The organism is Phosphitispora sp. TUW77, assembly GCF_048453025.1.
GTDB lineage: Bacteria > Bacillota > Thermincolia > Thermincolales > UBA2595 > Phosphitispora.
Map to the genome: position 1 here is coordinate 2,024,470 of NZ_CP156677.1, position 17,704 is coordinate 2,042,173.

General features: G+C 44.2%; 19 protein-coding genes and 1 riboswitch. All 19 genes read right to left on the reverse strand.

Annotated features, from left to right (window positions below):
* Nucleotides 1-61: 61 nt before the first annotated feature.
* The 19 genes from ABFY19_RS09745 to rlmN all read right to left on the reverse strand — a co-directional run bounded on the left by ABFY19_RS09745 (nucleotide 62) and on the right by rlmN (nucleotide 17,663).
* On the reverse strand, nucleotides 62-928 hold the full coding sequence (locus ABFY19_RS09745) for a CoB--CoM heterodisulfide reductase iron-sulfur subunit B family protein (RefSeq protein WP_418790467.1): 867 nt from the start codon (nucleotides 926-928) through the stop codon (nucleotides 62-64).
* A 6-nt stretch (nucleotides 929-934) separates the two neighbouring features.
* Nucleotides 935-1,501, reverse strand: coding sequence for a 4Fe-4S dicluster domain-containing protein (locus tag ABFY19_RS09750; protein ID WP_418790468.1), 567 nt, complete (start codon nucleotides 1,499-1,501; stop codon nucleotides 935-937).
* 257 nt (nucleotides 1,502-1,758) lie between these two features.
* Entirely contained in the window at nucleotides 1,759-2,145 is a 387-nt protein-coding gene (speD, locus tag ABFY19_RS09755; RefSeq protein ID WP_418792579.1) for an adenosylmethionine decarboxylase, read from the reverse strand.
* A 357-nt stretch (nucleotides 2,146-2,502) separates the two neighbouring features.
* Nucleotides 2,503-2,982: a 6,7-dimethyl-8-ribityllumazine synthase gene (gene ribE / locus ABFY19_RS09760; RefSeq protein WP_418790469.1), complete on the reverse strand. Its 480-nt coding sequence runs from the start codon at nucleotides 2,980-2,982 to the stop codon at nucleotides 2,503-2,505.
* A gap of 32 nt (nucleotides 2,983-3,014) precedes the next feature.
* Complete coding sequence (locus ABFY19_RS09765; RefSeq protein WP_418790470.1) at nucleotides 3,015-4,226, reverse strand: bifunctional 3,4-dihydroxy-2-butanone-4-phosphate synthase/GTP cyclohydrolase II; 1,212 nt, start codon at nucleotides 4,224-4,226, stop codon at nucleotides 3,015-3,017.
* Nucleotides 4,227-4,242: 16 nt separating this feature from the next.
* Nucleotides 4,243-4,911, reverse strand: a complete 669-nt coding sequence (locus ABFY19_RS09770; RefSeq protein WP_418790471.1) for a riboflavin synthase — start codon at nucleotides 4,909-4,911, stop codon at nucleotides 4,243-4,245.
* 48 nt (nucleotides 4,912-4,959) lie between these two features.
* Nucleotides 4,960-6,060, reverse strand: a complete 1,101-nt coding sequence (ribD, locus tag ABFY19_RS09775) for a bifunctional diaminohydroxyphosphoribosylaminopyrimidine deaminase/5-amino-6-(5-phosphoribosylamino)uracil reductase RibD (protein WP_418790472.1) — start codon at nucleotides 6,058-6,060, stop codon at nucleotides 4,960-4,962.
* A 128-nt stretch (nucleotides 6,061-6,188) separates the two neighbouring features.
* Nucleotides 6,189-6,318: riboswitch (FMN riboswitch) on the reverse strand.
* A 73-nt stretch (nucleotides 6,319-6,391) separates the two neighbouring features.
* The gene (locus ABFY19_RS09780; protein WP_418790473.1) at nucleotides 6,392-7,123 is read right to left on the reverse strand and encodes a zeta toxin family protein; all 732 of its coding nucleotides are present in this window, start codon (nucleotides 7,121-7,123) and stop codon (nucleotides 6,392-6,394) included.
* Nucleotides 7,120-7,293: a hypothetical protein gene (locus tag ABFY19_RS09785; protein WP_418790474.1), complete on the reverse strand. Its 174-nt coding sequence runs from the start codon at nucleotides 7,291-7,293 to the stop codon at nucleotides 7,120-7,122. Before ABFY19_RS09785 ends, ABFY19_RS09780 begins: the two co-directional genes overlap by 4 nt.
* Before the next feature lie 100 nt (nucleotides 7,294-7,393).
* Entirely contained in the window at nucleotides 7,394-8,437 is a 1,044-nt protein-coding gene (locus ABFY19_RS09790) for a histone deacetylase (RefSeq protein WP_418790475.1), read from the reverse strand.
* Nucleotides 8,412-9,104, reverse strand: coding sequence for a ribulose-phosphate 3-epimerase (rpe, locus tag ABFY19_RS09795; protein ID WP_418790476.1), 693 nt, complete (start codon nucleotides 9,102-9,104; stop codon nucleotides 8,412-8,414). Before rpe ends, ABFY19_RS09790 begins: the two co-directional genes overlap by 26 nt.
* Nucleotides 9,105-9,138: 34 nt before the next feature.
* Nucleotides 9,139-10,014 (reverse strand): ribosome small subunit-dependent GTPase A, encoded by an 876-nt coding sequence (gene rsgA / locus ABFY19_RS09800; RefSeq protein WP_418790477.1) that lies wholly within the window; start codon nucleotides 10,012-10,014, stop codon nucleotides 9,139-9,141.
* A gap of 12 nt (nucleotides 10,015-10,026) precedes the next feature.
* On the reverse strand, nucleotides 10,027-11,910 hold the full coding sequence (gene pknB / locus ABFY19_RS09805; RefSeq protein ID WP_418790478.1) for a Stk1 family PASTA domain-containing Ser/Thr kinase: 1,884 nt from the start codon (nucleotides 11,908-11,910) through the stop codon (nucleotides 10,027-10,029).
* A gap of 10 nt (nucleotides 11,911-11,920) precedes the next feature.
* A complete protein-coding gene (locus tag ABFY19_RS09810) occupies nucleotides 11,921-13,315 on the reverse strand; it encodes a peptidoglycan D,D-transpeptidase FtsI family protein (RefSeq protein WP_418790479.1) in 1,395 nt (464 codons plus the stop codon).
* A gap of 20 nt (nucleotides 13,316-13,335) precedes the next feature.
* Nucleotides 13,336-14,607 carry an FtsW/RodA/SpoVE family cell cycle protein gene (locus ABFY19_RS09815; RefSeq protein ID WP_418790480.1) on the reverse strand — a complete coding sequence of 424 codons (1,272 nt, stop codon included), beginning with the start codon at nucleotides 14,605-14,607 and terminating at the stop codon, nucleotides 13,336-13,338.
* Nucleotides 14,608-14,619: 12 nt separating this feature from the next.
* Nucleotides 14,620-15,342, reverse strand: a complete 723-nt coding sequence (locus ABFY19_RS09820; protein WP_418790481.1) for a Stp1/IreP family PP2C-type Ser/Thr phosphatase — start codon at nucleotides 15,340-15,342, stop codon at nucleotides 14,620-14,622.
* The gene (locus ABFY19_RS09825) at nucleotides 15,329-15,790 is read right to left on the reverse strand and encodes an FHA domain-containing protein (RefSeq protein WP_418790482.1); all 462 of its coding nucleotides are present in this window, start codon (nucleotides 15,788-15,790) and stop codon (nucleotides 15,329-15,331) included. The genes ABFY19_RS09820 and ABFY19_RS09825 overlap by 14 nt, the downstream gene beginning before the upstream one ends.
* A gap of 3 nt (nucleotides 15,791-15,793) precedes the next feature.
* Nucleotides 15,794-16,693, reverse strand: coding sequence for an FhaA domain-containing protein (locus ABFY19_RS09830; protein ID WP_418790483.1), 900 nt, complete (start codon nucleotides 16,691-16,693; stop codon nucleotides 15,794-15,796).
* Complete coding sequence (gene rlmN / locus ABFY19_RS09835) at nucleotides 16,644-17,663, reverse strand: 23S rRNA (adenine(2503)-C(2))-methyltransferase RlmN (protein WP_418792580.1); 1,020 nt, start codon at nucleotides 17,661-17,663, stop codon at nucleotides 16,644-16,646. The genes ABFY19_RS09830 and rlmN overlap by 50 nt, the downstream gene beginning before the upstream one ends.
* Nucleotides 17,664-17,704: the final 41 nt, after the last annotated feature.

Sequence of the window (17,704 nt, forward strand, 5' to 3'; positions counted from 1 at the left end):
ATGGGACATTCCCTTCCATTGGATATTCCCTTTTCGGCAACAGGCATTCCATAAAAATGGTTTAGATAAGGTCAAGCGACTTCAGCAAGGGTTTAGGGTCAACATATAGTTTATCAAGAGCCAGCTTTTTGGCAGGAATTCCCATTGCCAAGCCGATTAGTTGGGTAAAAAACATTGCCGGGATGTTAAAATTTGTCTTATACTTCTTATTAATCTGTGATTGGCGCATATCCAGGTTCATCTGGCACATTGTGCATGCTGCAACTACTGCCTGAGCTCCGCAATCTTTAGCCATTTGAAGGATATCCCTGCTGGCTTTCCAGGTAGCATCCTGATTAGTAAAACATAATGAGGCTCCACAGCATTCCGTCTTATATGGCCACTGAATTACTTCAGCGCCAAGGGTTTCCATCATTTTGTCCATGGATTGGGGATTTTCAGGGTCATCAAAGAAGCCAAACGTTTTTGGGGGTTTTACCAGTGCACATCCATAGTAGTTAACTATTTTTAACCCTTTAAGAGGTTTTTTTACTACCGAAGAATCAATCTTATCCATAAAAAGTTCAATTACATTTTTCATTTTCATTTTACTCTCAGGGACTTGCTTCCCTAATGCATTTTCCAGGTGCTGTTTCATTTCAGGGTTTTCATTGATGTCCCGTTGAGCCAAAAAATGCCTCACATAACAAGCCGGACATGGTGCAGTAAATTCTTGACACCCTGTGGTTTCAGCATTAATTACATTTCTGGCAGGAAGTGCAAATGAAAGAAAATGGCTGGTACTGTGGGCTGATGACCCGCCACAGCAATTCCAATCAGGTACTTCAACAATATCAATCCCTAGTGGACCGCTAATTGCTTTAACAGATATATCCAGTTCCTTTGATGAACCATGCAGGCCACAGCCCGGATAATAAGCTATTTTCACCTAAAATCACTCTCCGATCTTTTTGGCGTAATCATAAAGTTTCTTTATTTCATTTCTGCCTTTTATATCATGCGGCAGAATGGAAAGCTTGCCCCTCAGGAACATTGGTAATCCAAGTTCGGTATCCTGCATCAGGTTGCCTGTTCCCAGGTTAAGCCCAAGAGCCAGACCTACTTCATATAACCTTCCATGACTCTTCACAGAGTTCATAAAAGTTGAATGAAATACATGCATGTTCTTGCCCTTGCCGATAATTCCTCTATGATACGCAATAACTCTGAGTGTATCCATTAATTTTGCTATATCAATGTCCCGTGGGCAGCGGGTTGTACAAGTGGCACAGGTAGCACATGTTTGGACCGTAAAACTTCTCAGCACATCATCAACCATGCCGTCCTGAAGCATCCTCATAATCTGGCTGGGAGGATAATCCATGGTAAACTGAAAGGGACACCCGCCCGTACACTTCATACACTGAAAACACTGTCCAGGATCTTGTCCACTTTCTTCTCTAAGCTCCCGAAGGAATTCTTTATTTTTATTCATTATCTGTGTAATGTTCATCTTACTCATCCCTAATCCCTCGCTTATTCGAAATTCACATCTTAAAATTATTCTACATTGTCAGAATAATTCCTCTTTAAAAAGACAAAAAACTGTAATTGGCCATAAATCTTCCAAATCACAGACAGACGTGCAACGATGCCAGCGCACATTTTCACCTGCTTGCATATATAAAAAAGCGAAAACCCTACTCTTTACCTATCACCGGCAAAAGTAAGGTTCCCGCTAGCCTTTGACATACGTCTCAGTACAAATAAATATCCCTCCTAAAGATTTACGGCCTCTTTTTCGGGAGTATTGTATAGAATTCCGCGTTGTGTTTCTTTAGCATCTACTGATTCCGCCCCAAAATTAATTGCCAGGAAATTGCACGCATCCCATGGGTTCACCTTATCTCCACAGGTAAACACATCAACTGCGGCATAACCAAGCTCAGGCCATGTATGAATTGCCAGATGTGATTCGGAAATAACTACTACTCCACTAACACCCTGGGGGCTAAACTTATGGAATACTACCTCACGAACCTCAGCACCAGCTTCTAATGCTGCATTGACCATAATTTCCTCAACTTTGCTGACATCATTAAGTACACTAAAGTTGCATCCATAAATTTCAGCCAAAACATGCCTTCCCAAAGCGTTTAATGTCATCTTCAATCTTTGCCCCCTTTTATTGGTTTGTTTTTGGAATTTAACACCCCACAAATCATTTTAAAATTTTAATCTAAATTCCAGTCAAATTCAATTTTAGCACATTTATGTGGTTTGTCAATAAAAATTTTATCATGTTTTTCCTGGCTGTAAATGCTTTAACCCCAAGGGTTCACAAGATTTCCCCACCCTTTTCTGCCGGCTTCCAATCCCTTTGGGCCTAATCCTTCCGAAGTACCTATAAGCCCAATATCTCCCGGTTCATAAACCACGAAACATGACCCGGGATAAACAATTGTTTCCCCGGGCCCCATAACTTGAAGGTTTACAAGAGTAAATAATAACTCTTTACTATTTTCAATTGGTGCTGCTCAATATATTGCTCATCAAACTGGCCATTTCTATGCCGGTAATAGCAGCATCCCAGCCCTTGTTACCTGCTTTTGTACCCGCACGCTCAATAGCCTGTTCGATTGTATCTGCCGTAATAATTCCAAATATTGTAGGCACTCCTGTATCCAGGGCAACCTTGGCTATCCCCTTAGACACCTCTGAACATACATATTCAAAATGCGGTGTTCCTCCCCGGATAACCGCTCCCAGACAGATGACAACATCATACTTGCCGGATCTGGCCATAGCCTGAGCTACAAAAGGAATTTCAAATGCCCCAGGAACCCATGCTGTTTCAATATTTGCTTCTTGGGCGCCATGTCTGTTTAATGCGTCAAGAGCACCCCCGAGAAGCTTATTCGTAATAAATTCATTAAACCTGCCAACAACCAAACCAAACTTATAGTCTTTAGCTAATAATTTTCCTTCAAAAATTTTGTGCACCTTTATTACCTCCCGATATCAGTCATGATTATTTAATTACATTTCTTTAATGAAAGCATATGTCCCAGTTTTTCCTTCTTGGTACTCAGATAATATTCATTACACGTACATGGTGTTATCTCTATGGAAACCCGTTCAACCACCTCCAGGCCATACCCCTCAATACCGGCTATCTTCCTGGGATTGTTGGTCAGGAGCTTTATCTTTTTAATTCCAAGTTCAGCCAGTATCTGTGCTCCAATCCCGTAATCTCTCAAATCTGCCGGAAAACCAAGCAGTTCATTAGCTTCAACCGTATCTTTGCCCATATCCTGAAGGTGATATGCCTTGATTTTATTAGCTAACCCAATGCCCCGGCCTTCCTGACGCATATAAAGCAGTACCCCACGTCCTACTTGTTCAATTTGTCTCATCGCCTGTGCCAATTGGTCCCCACAGTCACACCTTGCTGATCCAAAAACATCTCCAGTCAGGCATTCTGAATGTACCCTGACAAGTATCGGCTCGTCTGTTCTTACATCCCCCTTAACAAGTGCTAGGTGTTCTTTGCCGTCAAGAAAACTTTTAAAAGCAACTACAGAAAATTCTCCATATCTGGTTGGCAGCTTAGCCTCCCCAACCTGCTCTACCAGTTTCTCTGTGCGCCGGCGATAGTTTATCAAGTTGGCGATAGTAATAATTTTCATGTCATGCTTGGCGGCAAATTCCATTAATTCAGGAACCCGTGCCATGGTGCCATCATCTTTCATAATTTCACAAATTACACCTGCCGGATACATCCCTGCCATCCTAGCAAGGTCTACAGCCGCTTCAGTATGGCCTGCCCGTCTGAGCACACCGCCGCTTTTAGCCCTTAATGGGAAAACATGTCCCGGTCTGGAAAGGTCATCCGGCTTGGTCGCAGGATCCATCAGTACTTTAATGGTTATAGCCCGTTCATGGGCTGAAATGCCGGTTGTCGTTTTTCCTTTTGCATCTACAGAAACCGTAAAAGCTGTTTCGTGGGAATCGGTATTGTTCGTTACCATAGCGGATAGTTTCAGTTCATCACACCGTTCAGCCGTCATAGGAGTGCAAATCAGTCCCCTCCCATGTGTTGCCATAAAATTAATTGCTTCAGGAGTTACTTTCTCCGCCGCCATCAAGAGATCCCCTTCATTTTCTCTGTCCTCATCGTCTACAACTATAATCATCTTGCCCTGTTTAAAATCAATAAGTGCTTCTTCAATTGTATTAAACTTCATCTTTATTCTCCTTTCTTTATAGAAACCCCTTTTCAGCTAGGTAATCCATGGTAAGTTTACTCTGACTGCTGACTGCACGTGATCCAGCTTCGTCAGTATTAAATCCTACAAGTCTTTCGACATATTTTCCAATAATATCTGCTTCCAAATTGACCCTGTCGCCGGTTTTTTTGTAACCCAGAGTTGTTAGTGATGCAGTATGTGGAATTAGTGAAACCTGAAAACTATCGTTTGTACAGTCAACCACTGTTAAACTAATACCATCAATAGCAACCGAGCCTTTTTTGACAACATATTTAATCACCTCTGCCGGGGCCCTGATGCTTGTTATTACCGCGATATCTTCTTTGTGCTGGCGGGTAATAATACCCACTCCGTCAATATGTCCGCTGACTATATGTCCGCCAAGCCGGCCCCCAACCTTAAGGGCACGTTCCAGGTTAACCCGGTCTCCTGGTTTTAAATCCTCCAGATTAGTCTTACGCAGGGTCTCAGCCATTACGTCGGCATCGAAAAAACGTTCATTAAAATCAACCACCGTCAGGCAAATCCCATTAACAGCAATACTGTCTCCCAACCTAACATCCTTAAGAACTTCAGATGCTTCAAGTGTCAACCTGGCTGAGTCGGCACCACGCTGAATTTTTTTTAATATTCCCATTTCTTCAATTATACCGGTAAACATCGTTTTCACCTCTTTTACAGGAAGTTATCTTTTTAAACTTTATTGTTCTTACCGGATATATTCCAGATATCCTTCAACAAAAAAATCCGCCCCAATGCATCCCGAGTTAACGCGTTTCAATTGTATAGCCCGGTCCATAGTTTCAATTCCTGCCCCGCCTACAGGTCCCGGTGCCTGATTCCCGCCAACTATTTTGGGAGCAATAAAAGTTAATATCTTGTCCACCAGACAAGCTTCTAAAAATGAAGCAGCCACTTCAGCTCCTCCCTCTACTAACAACCCGGTAATCTCCATCTCTCCAAGTTTACTAACCAGGTCATGCAAGTCCACCCGCCCATACATATCTGATGCGGTCCTTATCAGCTTGGCTCCTGCTGCAGTCAATGACTTTATCGCGGCAATAGGTGCCTTATCGGTTACAACCACAAAAGTTGGGACATCCGAGTCCTGAACAAATATCTTGGAATCGACCGGTGTCCTGGCTCTGCTGTCCAGGATAATCCTTACCGGATCACATCCCCCTTCGGCAAGCCGGCAGGTAAGTGCAGGATTATCAGCAATCACCGTATTGACCCCAACCAGGATGGCATCATATTGGTTCCTCAGCCGGTGTACCATTTCACGCGCCGGTTCTGCCGTCACCCATTTAGAATGACCGGTCCGGGTTGCTATCCTGCCGTCAAGAGTCATTGCCGTCTTTAATAATATAAACGGCTTTCTAGTAGTAATATATTTAATAAAAATCTCATTAATCCTTTTGGCTTCCTGTTCCAGTAAACCAACATGGACCCTGATGCCGGCATTTACCAGTAGCTTTATACCGCGCCCCGCCACTAACGGGTTAGGATCTTGCATGGCTACATATACTTCACTAATCCCGGCATTAATAACAGCTTCACTGCATGGAGGTGTCCTGCCAAAATGTGAACAAGGTTCCAAAGTAACATACAGTACTGCCCCCCGGGCATCTTCACCCGCCTGGCGTAATGCATGAATTTCAGCATGAGGGGTTCCTGATTTTTTGTGATAACCCTGCCCAACAATCTGTCCATCCTTAACAATTACTGCTCCTACAAGAGGGTTCGGGCTGGTTCTCCCGACAGCCTTTTCCGCAAGCTGTAATGCTAGGCGCATATGCTGCTCATGCATATCTGTTTCGTCCTTTCATATCAATATTTATATATTAATTCTTAATATAAAAAACCCTGAAAAAATACTTCAGGGTTAATAAACAGCACAACAATAAAATAATTAAAATAATAAATAATCCTGCAAATGCAGTCCTTCTCCCATCCAGACTTTAACTGTCGGCCCCGGAATCACACCAGGTCAACCCAATAGGGCTCGCGGGCTATCTAATTAAGATTCACCGCCGGTAAGGAATTTCACCTATCCCTGAAGGTTATTATGTATTTGTCATTAAAACAATTATATTCAGTTTTCTAAGAAGTGTCAATAGAAATACTAAATAGTAATGTTTTCAGTCACTTTTTCTTTTTAGGCTCTTTGCATAATATTTAAGAACATATACCTTTCTGTCCCTATAGAGATTTTCAGCCATATATCGTTCAGTTTCCTTCAGCCCTAAGTCTTTTAATGGCTCTTTAACAAAGCCGCTTGCGAGCAAAGGCCCAATAAGGAAATGCTGTACCCATTCATGTCTTTTCTCTTTATTTAAGAGAGCAATTTCAGCAGACGGTCTTTTGAAAAACACAATAAGCGGGGATTCCTCAGAGTTATCATATACCTTAACAGCATCCGCAATTTTCACTGCCTCAGGCAAAAGCTTCATGCTCCTAATGTAACGCTGAATGATTTTGTCCTCAGGAACACTATGCCCTCCAGTTGCAACCCGCTGGGCAACACGACTGACATTTATCGATGGATTATTTGTGGTGATATAAATAAGCTCTATAAAATAGCCGCATTTTTTAGCATACTGAACAAACTCCAATTTGCTGTTTGTGGAAAATACCGTTTCAAAAGCCAGAGGCAGACCAATCTGAACAATTTCATGCCTCAGTTTATCTGCATCCTGCATTGCTGCTAAATAACGTTCAGTTAAATCGCGTATTTTACAATATTCATCATTTTTTATTAATTCATCCGGAGAAAAAAAATATTTGGGAAAATGAGGCGAACTGCAAACTTCGCTAATTAAAGTAGATTTGCCGGAACCATTTGGTCCGGCAACTATAACCAGCAACTTCATTTAACGTTGGAACGGCCTTTCTTTTTGGAAACTGCATATTTTAGATCCCGCATGCCGCGTTCCGTTTCATCCCGTAAAATTTTGCCTATTTCGGTATAGTCCCGCTGACCTACCTTTTTAACCGCCTCATCAAATTCCTTTGTGCAAATACATCCCTTATAGGCTACCATATGGCAACCCTCCTTTAGACACCACTTTATCTGTTTATATTATACTTCTTTCCAATATTATATTCAATATAATTAATATAATACGATAAGTACACAAAATTTACAGTTTCCAATACTTCCTTTGCATTTTTATCGCCTCATCTATAGGTATTCTCATCATAGGTTTTTCAAAACGAAGTTTCGTATCCCCCGGTTCTGTGACCTCTACCCCATATTCACCAAAAACATTAACCACAGATGAAACCGCATGACCTAGTACCTCCAGATTGTAGCCTCCTTCTAGGGCAAGTACAATTTTACCACCACACTCCACATCTGCTATTCGCTTGACTATTTCAGCCATCTGAACAAATCCTCTGCAGGTCATTTCCAAACCCGCTAGGGGATCGGCATGATGGGCATCAAAACCTGCCGAAACCATTATAAGCTGCGGTTTAAACTGTGCAATCGGCTTCAAAATCTGGGTAAAAGCAATATACTGACTGCTGTCACCACTCCAACTGTAAAGGGGAACGTTTATAGTATACCCATCCCCTGCTCCGGACCCCGTTTCCGAAGCCCAGCCGGTATTGGGAAATATCCCATTCTGGTGGGTAGAAAAGTAAAGTACGCTAGGGTTGTCGTAAAAGGCCTCAGCTGTGCCATTGCCATGATGTACATCCCAGTCTACAATAAGAATCCGTTCTATTCCATGTACTTTCATAGCATGCTTGGCCCCTATTACAACATTATTAAATAAACAGAAACCCATACCCTTGTTTGCTCTTGCATGATGTCCCGGAGGGCGTACTAAGGCAAAGACCGAATCAACTGCCCCCTGGATAACGCTGTCAACAGCAGTAATTACTCCTCCGGCAGCCATCAATGCCGCCTCATATGATTGAGACGAAACGACCGTATCAGCATCCAGGTCTCCGCCGCCTTCAAGGGCTAGACGGGCCACTTTCTCTATATATGCAGGTCCGTGGAACAGGGCCACCTGTTCCACAGATGCCTTTTGAGGCACGATTTTAACCATTCTGTCTCTGATTCCATAATAATCCAATCCTTGCAGGATATGCTCCAACCTGAGGAAATTTTCCGGGTGTGAGCCTGTATCATGTTTCAGGTAAATAGAGTCATAGACCAGTCCCATTTTTTTCATGGATAAATTCCCTTCCCCCGGCAGCCATCCGCAGTTCCCTGACCGCTCCGGCAATATCACCGGCACCAAAAATCGCTGAACCAGCAACCAGGACATTTGCACCGGCCTTTACTATTTCCCCAGCATTCCCCGGGACAACACCGCCGTCAACCTGAATTTCCGTATTCACAGCAAGGCTGTTTATCCGGTCACGCAAAGCCGATATTTTAGGAAGCACCCCAGGGATGAATTTCTGCCCGCCAAATCCCGGGTTTACAGTCATTAAGAGGACCATGTCCAGTTCTTCCAGCACATATTCTATCACTTGCAGGGGTGTGGCTGGATTCAGAGCCACGGCTGCCCTGATACCATGTGATTTAATGTTCTGTATCGACCGATGCAGGTGGGGACAGGCTTCTGCATGCACACTGATCAGGTCCGCCCCGGCTTTGACAAACTGTTCGATATACCGGTCAGGCTCCTCAATCATCAAATGAACATCAAACACCAATCTGCTTTTTGGTCTCAAAGCTTCAACCACCAATGGACCGATAGTTATATTTGGCACAAAATGCCCGTCCATCACATCAATATGTAAATATTCAACACCTGCTTCTTCCACTAGCTTAACCTGGTCGGCAAGACAAGCAAAATCAGCAGATAATATTGAAGGTGCCAGAATCACCATTACCCCCAATCTCCTCTCCATTATATGTTCTATCTTAATATTTTTTCTCCCTGGATTCCAACTCCTCCAGAAAAACCACGTAATGTTTATATCTTTCAGGACTTATTTTGCCTTGATGTAAAGCCTCTTTTACGGCACAGTCAGGCTCAGCCTTATGTAAACACCCGTTAAACCGGCACTTTTCTGCATATAACATGAATTCCGGAAACATTTCTCCCAGATTTTTGTTATCCATTTCAGGCATATATAAATTGCTGAACCCGGGAGTATCCACAACCAGTGAATCCGGTTCCAGTTCCAGCAGCTCGGCATAGCGCGTTGTATGCCGCCCGCGGCCGATTTTCTTGCTTACCTGACCGGTTTTTAGTTCAAAGCCGGGGTAAACCGCGTTTAATAATGAAGACTTCCCGGCCCCTGACGGCCCGGCAAAAACGGTTAGCCGGCCTTTTAGGCAATTCCTTAACTCCCCAATCCCCTCTCCGGTTATTGTACTGGTGAACAATACCTTGTACCCGATATTATCATATATACTTTTAAGTGAATTAATAATCTTCGGACCAACTAAATCAGTTTTGTTAAAGCATATTATAGGTAGGAGTCCGGCAGCTTCAGCATGAACAAGCATGCGATCTGTCAAATCAGTCTGGGGGTCAGGAGAGGCACAAGCAAATACTATCAACACCTGGTCTACATTAGCAACCTGAGGCCGTTCCAAGACAGTGACCCTGGGCAAAATCTCTTCAATAACCCCGGTTTTCCCGCCCCCGTCCTGGACCTTAACACGGTCTCCGGGAAGCACGTTTTGCTTTAACAGCCTGAACTTTCCCCTTAACCGGCATTCCCAAACTTCTTTATCAATTTCAACATAGTAAAACCCACTATACGCCCTGATTACAGTGCCTTGCAGCATAAACTCCTCCTTTTAATTCACCGGACGTTCCTCGTACGGAACTTGGAAGTCATCAACAAATACCCTGATGGCACCTCTCTCGTAATAAGTCACAAGTTTGGAAACCGGTTCCCCGGAGTTGTGTTCTGCTGGCCCGTAAGCCACCCGTTCACCTGCCACATCTAGAACAACTATCTTCAATTGGTGAGTTAACCCGTCAGCGGGCATGATTACATCTACCCGAGCCGTCTTTTCCTCAGGTCCAGGTCCCGTACTTAATACTATCTTGACCTTATCGCCTTTCTGGACTTCTGTCCCGGGTGCCGGTTCCTGTCTGACAACATATCCAGAAATATATTCCCTGCTTTCTTCTTGGGAACTATCAGGATCCAGCGTTAACTCGGCCTCATCAAGCTTAGCCCTGGCATCTGACAGAGAAATACCGACAATATCAGGAACTTGAACAGGCTCCGGTTCAGGCCCTTTACTGATCACAAGTTTAACAGTACTGCCCTGTTTTGCTTCAGTATCTCCTGCAGGAGTTTGTGCAATAACTGTTCCTTCTTCCACCTCATCATCAAATTCATCTGAAAAGCTTACTTTAAAACCGGCATTGGTCACCTCAATTTCGGCTGCCGTTTTTTCTTTGCGGGCCACATTGGGCACCGTTATATACTTGGCGCCTTTACTAACAACCAATTTCACTATGGTATTTTCTTTAACTTTAGTACCTGACGGAGGGTCTTGACTAATAATATACCCCGACTCCACTTCAGAATCAAATTCTAAACTGGTAGCAGGTTTCAGATTGCTGGCATTTAGTTCTTGCTCCGCCTCTTCCCAGGGAATGTTTTCTACATCAGGTACCGTTACTTCAGGTACATTAATATAATCATTTATCCAGATATACCCTATGCCCGTCAATAACCCGAGAAGGGCCACGACCAGTATGATAACGGCAGGACGCAGCTTTCTCTTCCTTTTCCTGCGAAAGCTCTTGGATTCGTCTTCCTTCTTATCCCCTGTGATAACAACCGGTCCATTCATGACCCTAGTGGCAAACTCATCGGCATCCATCACCCTTGTCTCTGCACTAACATCTCCACTGCTAATCCTCCTGAGATCCCTGGCCATATCACCTGCATTAAGATAACGCATGGTAGTGTCTTTGTGCATAGCCTTTAGAATTATCCGCTCCAGGTCAGGTAAAACAGCGGGGTTCAAGCTCCTGGGAGGCACCGGGTCAGATTTTATGTGTTTTAGGGCAATCGCTATAGGGGTCTCGCCTTCAAAAGGAACCTTACCTGTCAACATTTCATAAAGGACCACCCCAACAGAATAAATGTCAGATTTGACCCCTGTTGTTTCACCCTTGGCCTGCTCGGGTGAAAAGTAATGAACTGACCCCACTATCGTTGAAGAATTAGTTATAGTTACCGAGCTCACTATCTGTGCTATGCCAAAGTCGGTAACTTTTACTCGTCCATTATCCGTAACCAGGATATTATGCGGCTTCACATCCCGGTGCACAATACCATTTTCATGAGCATCGTTTAAGCCTTCACAAATTTGCCTTGCTATATCCACCGCCTGGTCTACAGGCAGCTTACCATGCTCCTTAATAATTTCCTTCAGGTTACGGCCTTCGATATATTCCATTACTATATAATGGATCTCACCATCCTGGCCGACATCATAAATGCTTACAATGTTGGGGTGAGATAGTTTGGCAACTGCCTGGGCCTCCCTGCGGAACCGGGAGACAAACTCCTCATCACTGGTAAATTCAGAACGCAATACCTTAACTGTTACCTGGCGATTTAACAAAGTATCACGGGCTTTGTAAACCACCGCCATTCCACCGCCACCGAGACGGGACACTATTTCATACCTATTGCCCAGCAAATTTCCAATCACTGTTCTCACCTCACCGACTGATTACCTTCTTCATAATTTCCCTGGCTATAGGCGCAGCTTCTGTTCCACCTGCTCCCCCATTTTCCACAATAACTGCCACAGCCACCTTTGGGTTTTCAACCGGAGCAAATCCAATAAACCAGGCATGTGGTCTTCCATGTGGATTTTCAGCCGATCCAGTCTTTCCGGCAACCTGATGCCCTGAAATGGATGCGGCTCTCCCTGTCCCGCCGGTCACAACCGAAACCATAAGGTCCCTGATGATATCCGCTGTTTCTTCAGACATAGGGGTCAATAACTGTTTTGTTTTAAAAGACCTAATAACTACTCCCCCGGGGCTTCTAACCTCATCAACCAGGTTAGGCTTCATGACCCTGCCACCATTGGCAACTGCAGCAGCCACAATCGCCATATTTAATGGAGTTACCAGTATGCGGCCCTGACCAATAGCTGTCTCCGCCAACTCAAGTTCCGACATCTCCTCCGGTTCCGGTATCCGGCTTGAAGCTGCTGGAATCCCCAAAGACAATTCCTCACCAATTCCAAAACCGTGAGCTGTATCCACAAACTTGGCAGCACCCAGTTCGATTCCAAGCAAAGCAAAAACATAGTTGCTGGAACGTGCCATAGCTTCCGCCAAACTCAGTTTCCCCCGTGCCTGACTATCTTCGATACGCCGACCCTCTACCACAATATACCCCGGCGCATCAAATGTCCGGCTTGCCGTTTCCGGCTTCTCAGCCAGTATTCCTGCTGCTGTTACTACTTTCATAGTTGACCCTGGCGGATAAAGACCTTGAACGGCCCGGTTCAGCAAAGGGCTGTCAGGATGGACCCTCAGGCTTTCCCATTGAGTCTCGATTTGCCCTGGATCAAAACCAGGTTTGCTCACCATCACCAATATCCTTCCGGTGCCGGGCTCAATAGCAACAACTGCCCCCTTCCGGTTCCCTAACATATTATAAGCTGTTTTCTGAAGCTCGGCATCCAGGCTAAGAATAATGTTATTTCCCGGCTTGCCTTTATCAAACATACTCAGAGCCCAGGAACCATCAGCGGCCAGACCGCTATCAATACCGAGCAGTTCATTGTTATATACTGCTTCCAGGCCCCAACGCCCCAATTTTCGCGAAAGATAACCGGTAACATTTCCTGTTATCTCCCCATATGGATAAACACGCCTGACACCCTCACCAGAAACAGTGGTCTCTGCCAAAATCCTATCCCGGCGGTCTATGATTTTTCCCCTGAGTATTTTTTCTTCAAGTAACTGAAGTCTCCTGTTTCGAGGGTGATGAAGAAGTTCCTCACTACGATATACCTGTAAATAAGTCATATATACAATATTTATAAAAAATGCCGCCATTATGAATCCGGCAACAATTACAATATTCCGGTTCATCATCAATTTCAGTCCTCTTTTTTCTATCCTTCTGCTGATATCCTCATAAGTATCCCCAGCATTATGTAGCTGGAAACCAGGGAACTGCCTCCATAACTGACAAAAGGAAGGGTTACCCCGGTCAAAGGCAGCAGCTTAATTACCCCACCTACAATAACCAATGTCTGAACAGCCAGCAGTGAGGTCAATCCCGCTGCCAACAGCGCCCCAAAGCCTGTGTGAGCTGCAAGCGCTATGCGAAACCCACGGTATATTATTAAACAATATATTATAAGCAGTGCGATGGCCCCTATTAGGCCTGTTTCCTCACTCCAGGCGGAAAAAACAAAATCCGTATGAACAGCCGGTATCAGGTTTGGCTGACCCAAACCAATGCCGGTCCCAAATATGCCTCCTGAACCCAAAGCAAACAAAGACTGGATTATCTGATAACCTTTACCTTCAATGTCTGTCCAGGGGTTTAGCCATATAGCAACTCTTACCCTGACATGGCCAAAAAACAAATAGCACGCTGCTGCCCCAAACCCAAAGAGCAAGCTGCCAAAAAATACATAAGGCCACCTTCCGGTTGATATATATATCATTACAAGGAATGTTCCAAAGAAAATCAGTGCTGTTCCCAAATCCTTTTGAAAAATTAAGAGAGCCAGGGAAAAACCCCACATTATCAAAAGCGGGCCTATATATTGGATTCCTGGGATAGAAATACCCCAAATACTTCTGGTTCCCTCAGCAAGGACTTCTTTCTTTTCCTCAAGGTAACTGGCAAGAAAAATGACCAGTACAATCTTAACAAATTCCGAAGGTTGAAACTTGGCAATGCCTAGATCTATCCAGCTTCGCGCACCTCCGGCTTCCGCCCCAAAAAGTATTGTAGCCAACAGCATAATAAGGGCTGCAAATATATAAATATATTTATAATCTTCAAGTCTTTTATAATTATGGAGCAACCTTACCGTGACCAAAAAAGCAGCCAGGCCTATAAACAACCAAATTGACTGGCGCAAAGCATAATCAGGCTCCAGCCTCAATATCATTACCAGTCCGGCCGCACTTAGCATGGAGGTCAGCGGAAACAAGTACTGGTCACCCCTAAACCTCCATTTTTCAAGTGACAAATGCACTGCTATCAATCCTAAGCTTACTACTGCTGCAAATAAAACCGGCTTTTTAAAACCTGCTTCCACAGATATCCCGTTACCGGCTCCGAAAAGACTAAGCAGCCCCAGCCAAAGGAACAGAATCACATATATAAACAATGAACGCTCATTCTGACGCATTCCAGAACACATCATACAGTCCCCCGGCTAATCTGCCTGGTAAAGCACGACAGTAATATTATCATCTCCGCCCCTGTCCAGAGCCATCTCAATAAAATGCCTGGCGGCATCTCCCAGGGAGTCACCTTCCCCGGCCATTTCCCCAATTTCTTCAAGATTAACCATATTAGACAAGCCATCGGTACATAAGATAATTATATCTCCTTTGATGATATTTTCTTCAACTATATCCACATCCACAGATGCAGTTGTACCAATTGCCCTTGTTAACACATTCTTCTGGGGATGGTTTTCGGCCTCCTCTTGTGTTAAGCTACCATTCATCAGTAATTCATTCACCAGTGAATGGTCACTGGTGAGGAGTTTAATTGTAGAACACCGTACCAGGTAGGCACGTGAATCCCCAACATGGGCAACATAAATTCGTTCACCCCTTATTAAAGCTGCTGTAACAGTTGTCCCCATACCGCGGAATTTTTCCCTATCTTGTTGAGCATACTCATACACCATCGTGTTTGCATGCCTGAAAGCCATTCGCAGGGCCTCCGCGGGGTCTTCTTCTATGATAGCACTGTTGTTCCGCAAGTATCCCGATATATCATCAAGAGCCAGTTTGCTGGCCACCTCCCCTGCCTTGTGGCCGCCCATGCCATCAGCCACTGCCAGCAATTGCAGGTCATCACAAACACAGCAATTATCTTCATTATTCTTTCTTACCCGTCCGACATGGGACAGCTTACTCCACTTCATACTCCCACCTCACAAACTTGAAGGTTAATCCCGCAATAGCTATTGTATCACCATGAACCAGAGGAACAGCTTCACTGACTCGTACACCATTAATATATGTTCCATTAATGCTGTTTAAATCCTCCAAAAAATATCTGTCATCCTGAAAAATAATCCTGGCATGATTATGAGATGCAAATGAGCTTGTTAACTTTATATTGTTTTGGTGACCTCTGCCAAGACAGGTTTGCCTGCCCAAACAAATGACCTCTCCCTGCTTAAAAGAAGGGTCATTGCCTCCTATAACCACCAGTTCGGCCCCGCTGGACGCCCGTGAGGCTTCTAACCGGCCAACAACCGTATTCCCCCGACGCCTAAGGTCAGTTACTATAAAATAAAAAACTCTTAATATAAAAAGATAAATGATTGCTAAAATAATAAACTTAATCATCAAAAGAATCGTCTTCATAAATTACACCAGCCTGAATTCAAGCAATATGGTTCCCATCCTGATCTGGTCCCCGTGAGACAGTTTCTTTTTACTGATGCGGACCCCATTTACATAAGTGCCGTTGGTGCTTCCCAGGTCAGTAACAAAGAAACTTCCCTCCAAATAATCTATAGACGCATGCACCCGCGATATATTTGAATCATCAAAAGGGATGTCACTGGACCTCCTCCTGCCCATGATAAGGCCCTTTTCACTAAGAGGGAACTTCCTGATGTCCCGAGATCCGGTTTTTTGCACAAGCAAAGCTCTGGGATACACCGTCCCGGCAGCTTTCCCAGTCAAGGTATCCTGAACAAGCCCGCCTGGAACCGGCTTATAAAAATTAGTTTTTTCAGCAATAATAGTTGATTCAGATACCTTCCTCGGCATCTCCTTCATAATGTCCACAGGCACAGATGGTGCCTTTGGAGAAATTACAGGCAATTTTTTAGAAAAAGAACTGTGAACAGTTATGTTTCCCAACTGCAGACTTTTATCAAGTTCAAAAGCGACTGTGATTTCACCTGTTAAATTATAGTCCCTGCTCTGCACCTTCTCCCGCAAAAATTCTATTAATTCGTGAGCCAGGGCCTGACGCACAGGGGCAACGGTTTTCCAGTCCTCATCCCCTAAAAACACCTTAAACTCATTAGGCACATAAACCTTCGAAACACTAACATTTTTATGGTCCCGCATTTCCCTAATAATGAGCTTGGCAATCTCAGCAGGCTGAATGTTGTCCGCAAACTTAGTTTTAAAAAAGCCCTCTATATATTTTTCTGAAATTTTCTCCAGCTTGTTAAAAAACCCCATACGGTCACCCCCATTCTCTTTAAACCCTGTCTTTAATTGCCCGCCGCCGGAGTTGACCGCAGGCGGCATCAATATCTGCTCCCTTTTCCCGGCGGACAGTAACAGGTATTCCAGCACCTTCAAGTATATGTGTGAATCTATGTACCCGCTCTCGGTCTGCCTGCCGGTAATCCCGTTCCTGGACCCGGTTCAAAGGTATCAGATTCACATGACAAAGCATGCCCCGAAGGAGACTACCCAGTTCCTCCGCCTGTCCGGCAGAATCATTGACTCCTTGAATAAGTGCATATTCAAAAGTTACTCTCCGATTAGTCACTGATATATATTCACTGCATGCTCCCATAAGCTCTTTGATAGGGTGTTTTCTGTTGATAGGCATAATACTGTCACGAATCAGATCATTTGGTGCATGCAAGGAAACAGACAATGTTATCTGCAAATTATAAGCCGCAAGTTTCCTTATTCCGGGAACAACTCCACACGTTGACAATGTTATATGCCTGGACCCGATATGAAGTCCTGAGGCATCAGTAACCATGGCAATAAATTTCAATACATGGTCCAAGTTATCCATTGGTTCACCTGAACCCATGATTACTATACTGCTTACCCTTTTACCGGTATCATTCTGAATGCCTGTAACCTGTGCATAGATTTCTCCCGCAGTCAGATTTCTTACTAAACCTCCCATTGCTGATGCACAAAAGCGGCACCCCATCCGGCATCCCACTTGAGTTGAAACACACACACTGTTACCATAGTCATGAGGTAAAAAGACACTCTCGATAGACTCATTGTCTTGAAGTCCAAAAAGAAATTTTGCTGTCCCATCCTTGGATTTCTGTCTGGCAAGAATTTCAAGGTTTCCCGGAATAGTCAAACCCCGCAGCTTTTCCCTCAAATCAAGGGACAGGTCAGTCATCTCATCAAACCGGCTGACTCCTTTCTGATGAACCCATTTATATATCTGGGCTGCCCTAAACCGAGGCTCGCCAAATCCGGCGACCAGTTCTCCGGTCTCCTCAATACTTAAATCCATCAAGTTAATCTTGTTCTCACATTTCAAAAGTAATCACCTGC

Bases quoted from the DNA above. Each gene is read 5' to 3' on its own strand.
- ABFY19_RS09765 (WP_418790470.1), bottom strand. From the start codon at position 4,226: ATGAAGTTTAATACAATTGAAGAAGCACTTATTGATTTTAAACAGGGC.
- rlmN (WP_418792580.1), bottom strand. From the start codon at position 17,663: ATGGATTTAAGTATTGAGGAGACCGGAGAACTGGTCGCCGGATTTGGC.
- ABFY19_RS09770 (WP_418790471.1), bottom strand. From the start codon at position 4,911: ATGTTTACCGGTATAATTGAAGAAATGGGAATATTAAAAAAAATTCAG.
- ABFY19_RS09830 (WP_418790483.1), bottom strand. From the start codon at position 16,693: ATGCCGCCTGCGGTCAACTCCGGCGGCGGGCAATTAAAGACAGGGTTT.
- ABFY19_RS09810 (WP_418790479.1), bottom strand. From the start codon at position 13,315: ATGATGAACCGGAATATTGTAATTGTTGCCGGATTCATAATGGCGGCA.
- ribD (WP_418790472.1), bottom strand. From the start codon at position 6,060: ATGCATGAGCAGCATATGCGCCTAGCATTACAGCTTGCGGAAAAGGCT.
- ABFY19_RS09785 (WP_418790474.1), bottom strand. From the start codon at position 7,293: ATGGTAGCCTATAAGGGATGTATTTGCACAAAGGAATTTGATGAGGCG.
- ABFY19_RS09815 (WP_418790480.1), bottom strand. From the start codon at position 14,607: ATGATGTGTTCTGGAATGCGTCAGAATGAGCGTTCATTGTTTATATAT.
- ABFY19_RS09780 (WP_418790473.1), bottom strand. From the start codon at position 7,123: ATGAAGTTGCTGGTTATAGTTGCCGGACCAAATGGTTCCGGCAAATCT.
- ABFY19_RS09825 (WP_418790482.1), bottom strand. From the start codon at position 15,790: ATGAAGACGATTCTTTTGATGATTAAGTTTATTATTTTAGCAATCATT.
- ABFY19_RS09750 (WP_418790468.1), bottom strand. From the start codon at position 1,501: ATGAGTAAGATGAACATTACACAGATAATGAATAAAAATAAAGAATTC.
- rsgA (WP_418790477.1), bottom strand. From the start codon at position 10,014: ATGCTGCAAGGCACTGTAATCAGGGCGTATAGTGGGTTTTACTATGTT.
- ABFY19_RS09820 (WP_418790481.1), bottom strand. From the start codon at position 15,342: ATGAAGTGGAGTAAGCTGTCCCATGTCGGACGGGTAAGAAAGAATAAT.
- speD (WP_418792579.1), bottom strand. From the start codon at position 2,145: ATGACATTAAACGCTTTGGGAAGGCATGTTTTGGCTGAAATTTATGGA.
- rpe (WP_418790476.1), bottom strand. From the start codon at position 9,104: ATGGTGATTCTGGCACCTTCAATATTATCTGCTGATTTTGCTTGTCTT.
- ABFY19_RS09790 (WP_418790475.1), bottom strand. From the start codon at position 8,437: ATGAAAAAAATGGGACTGGTCTATGACTCTATTTACCTGAAACATGAT.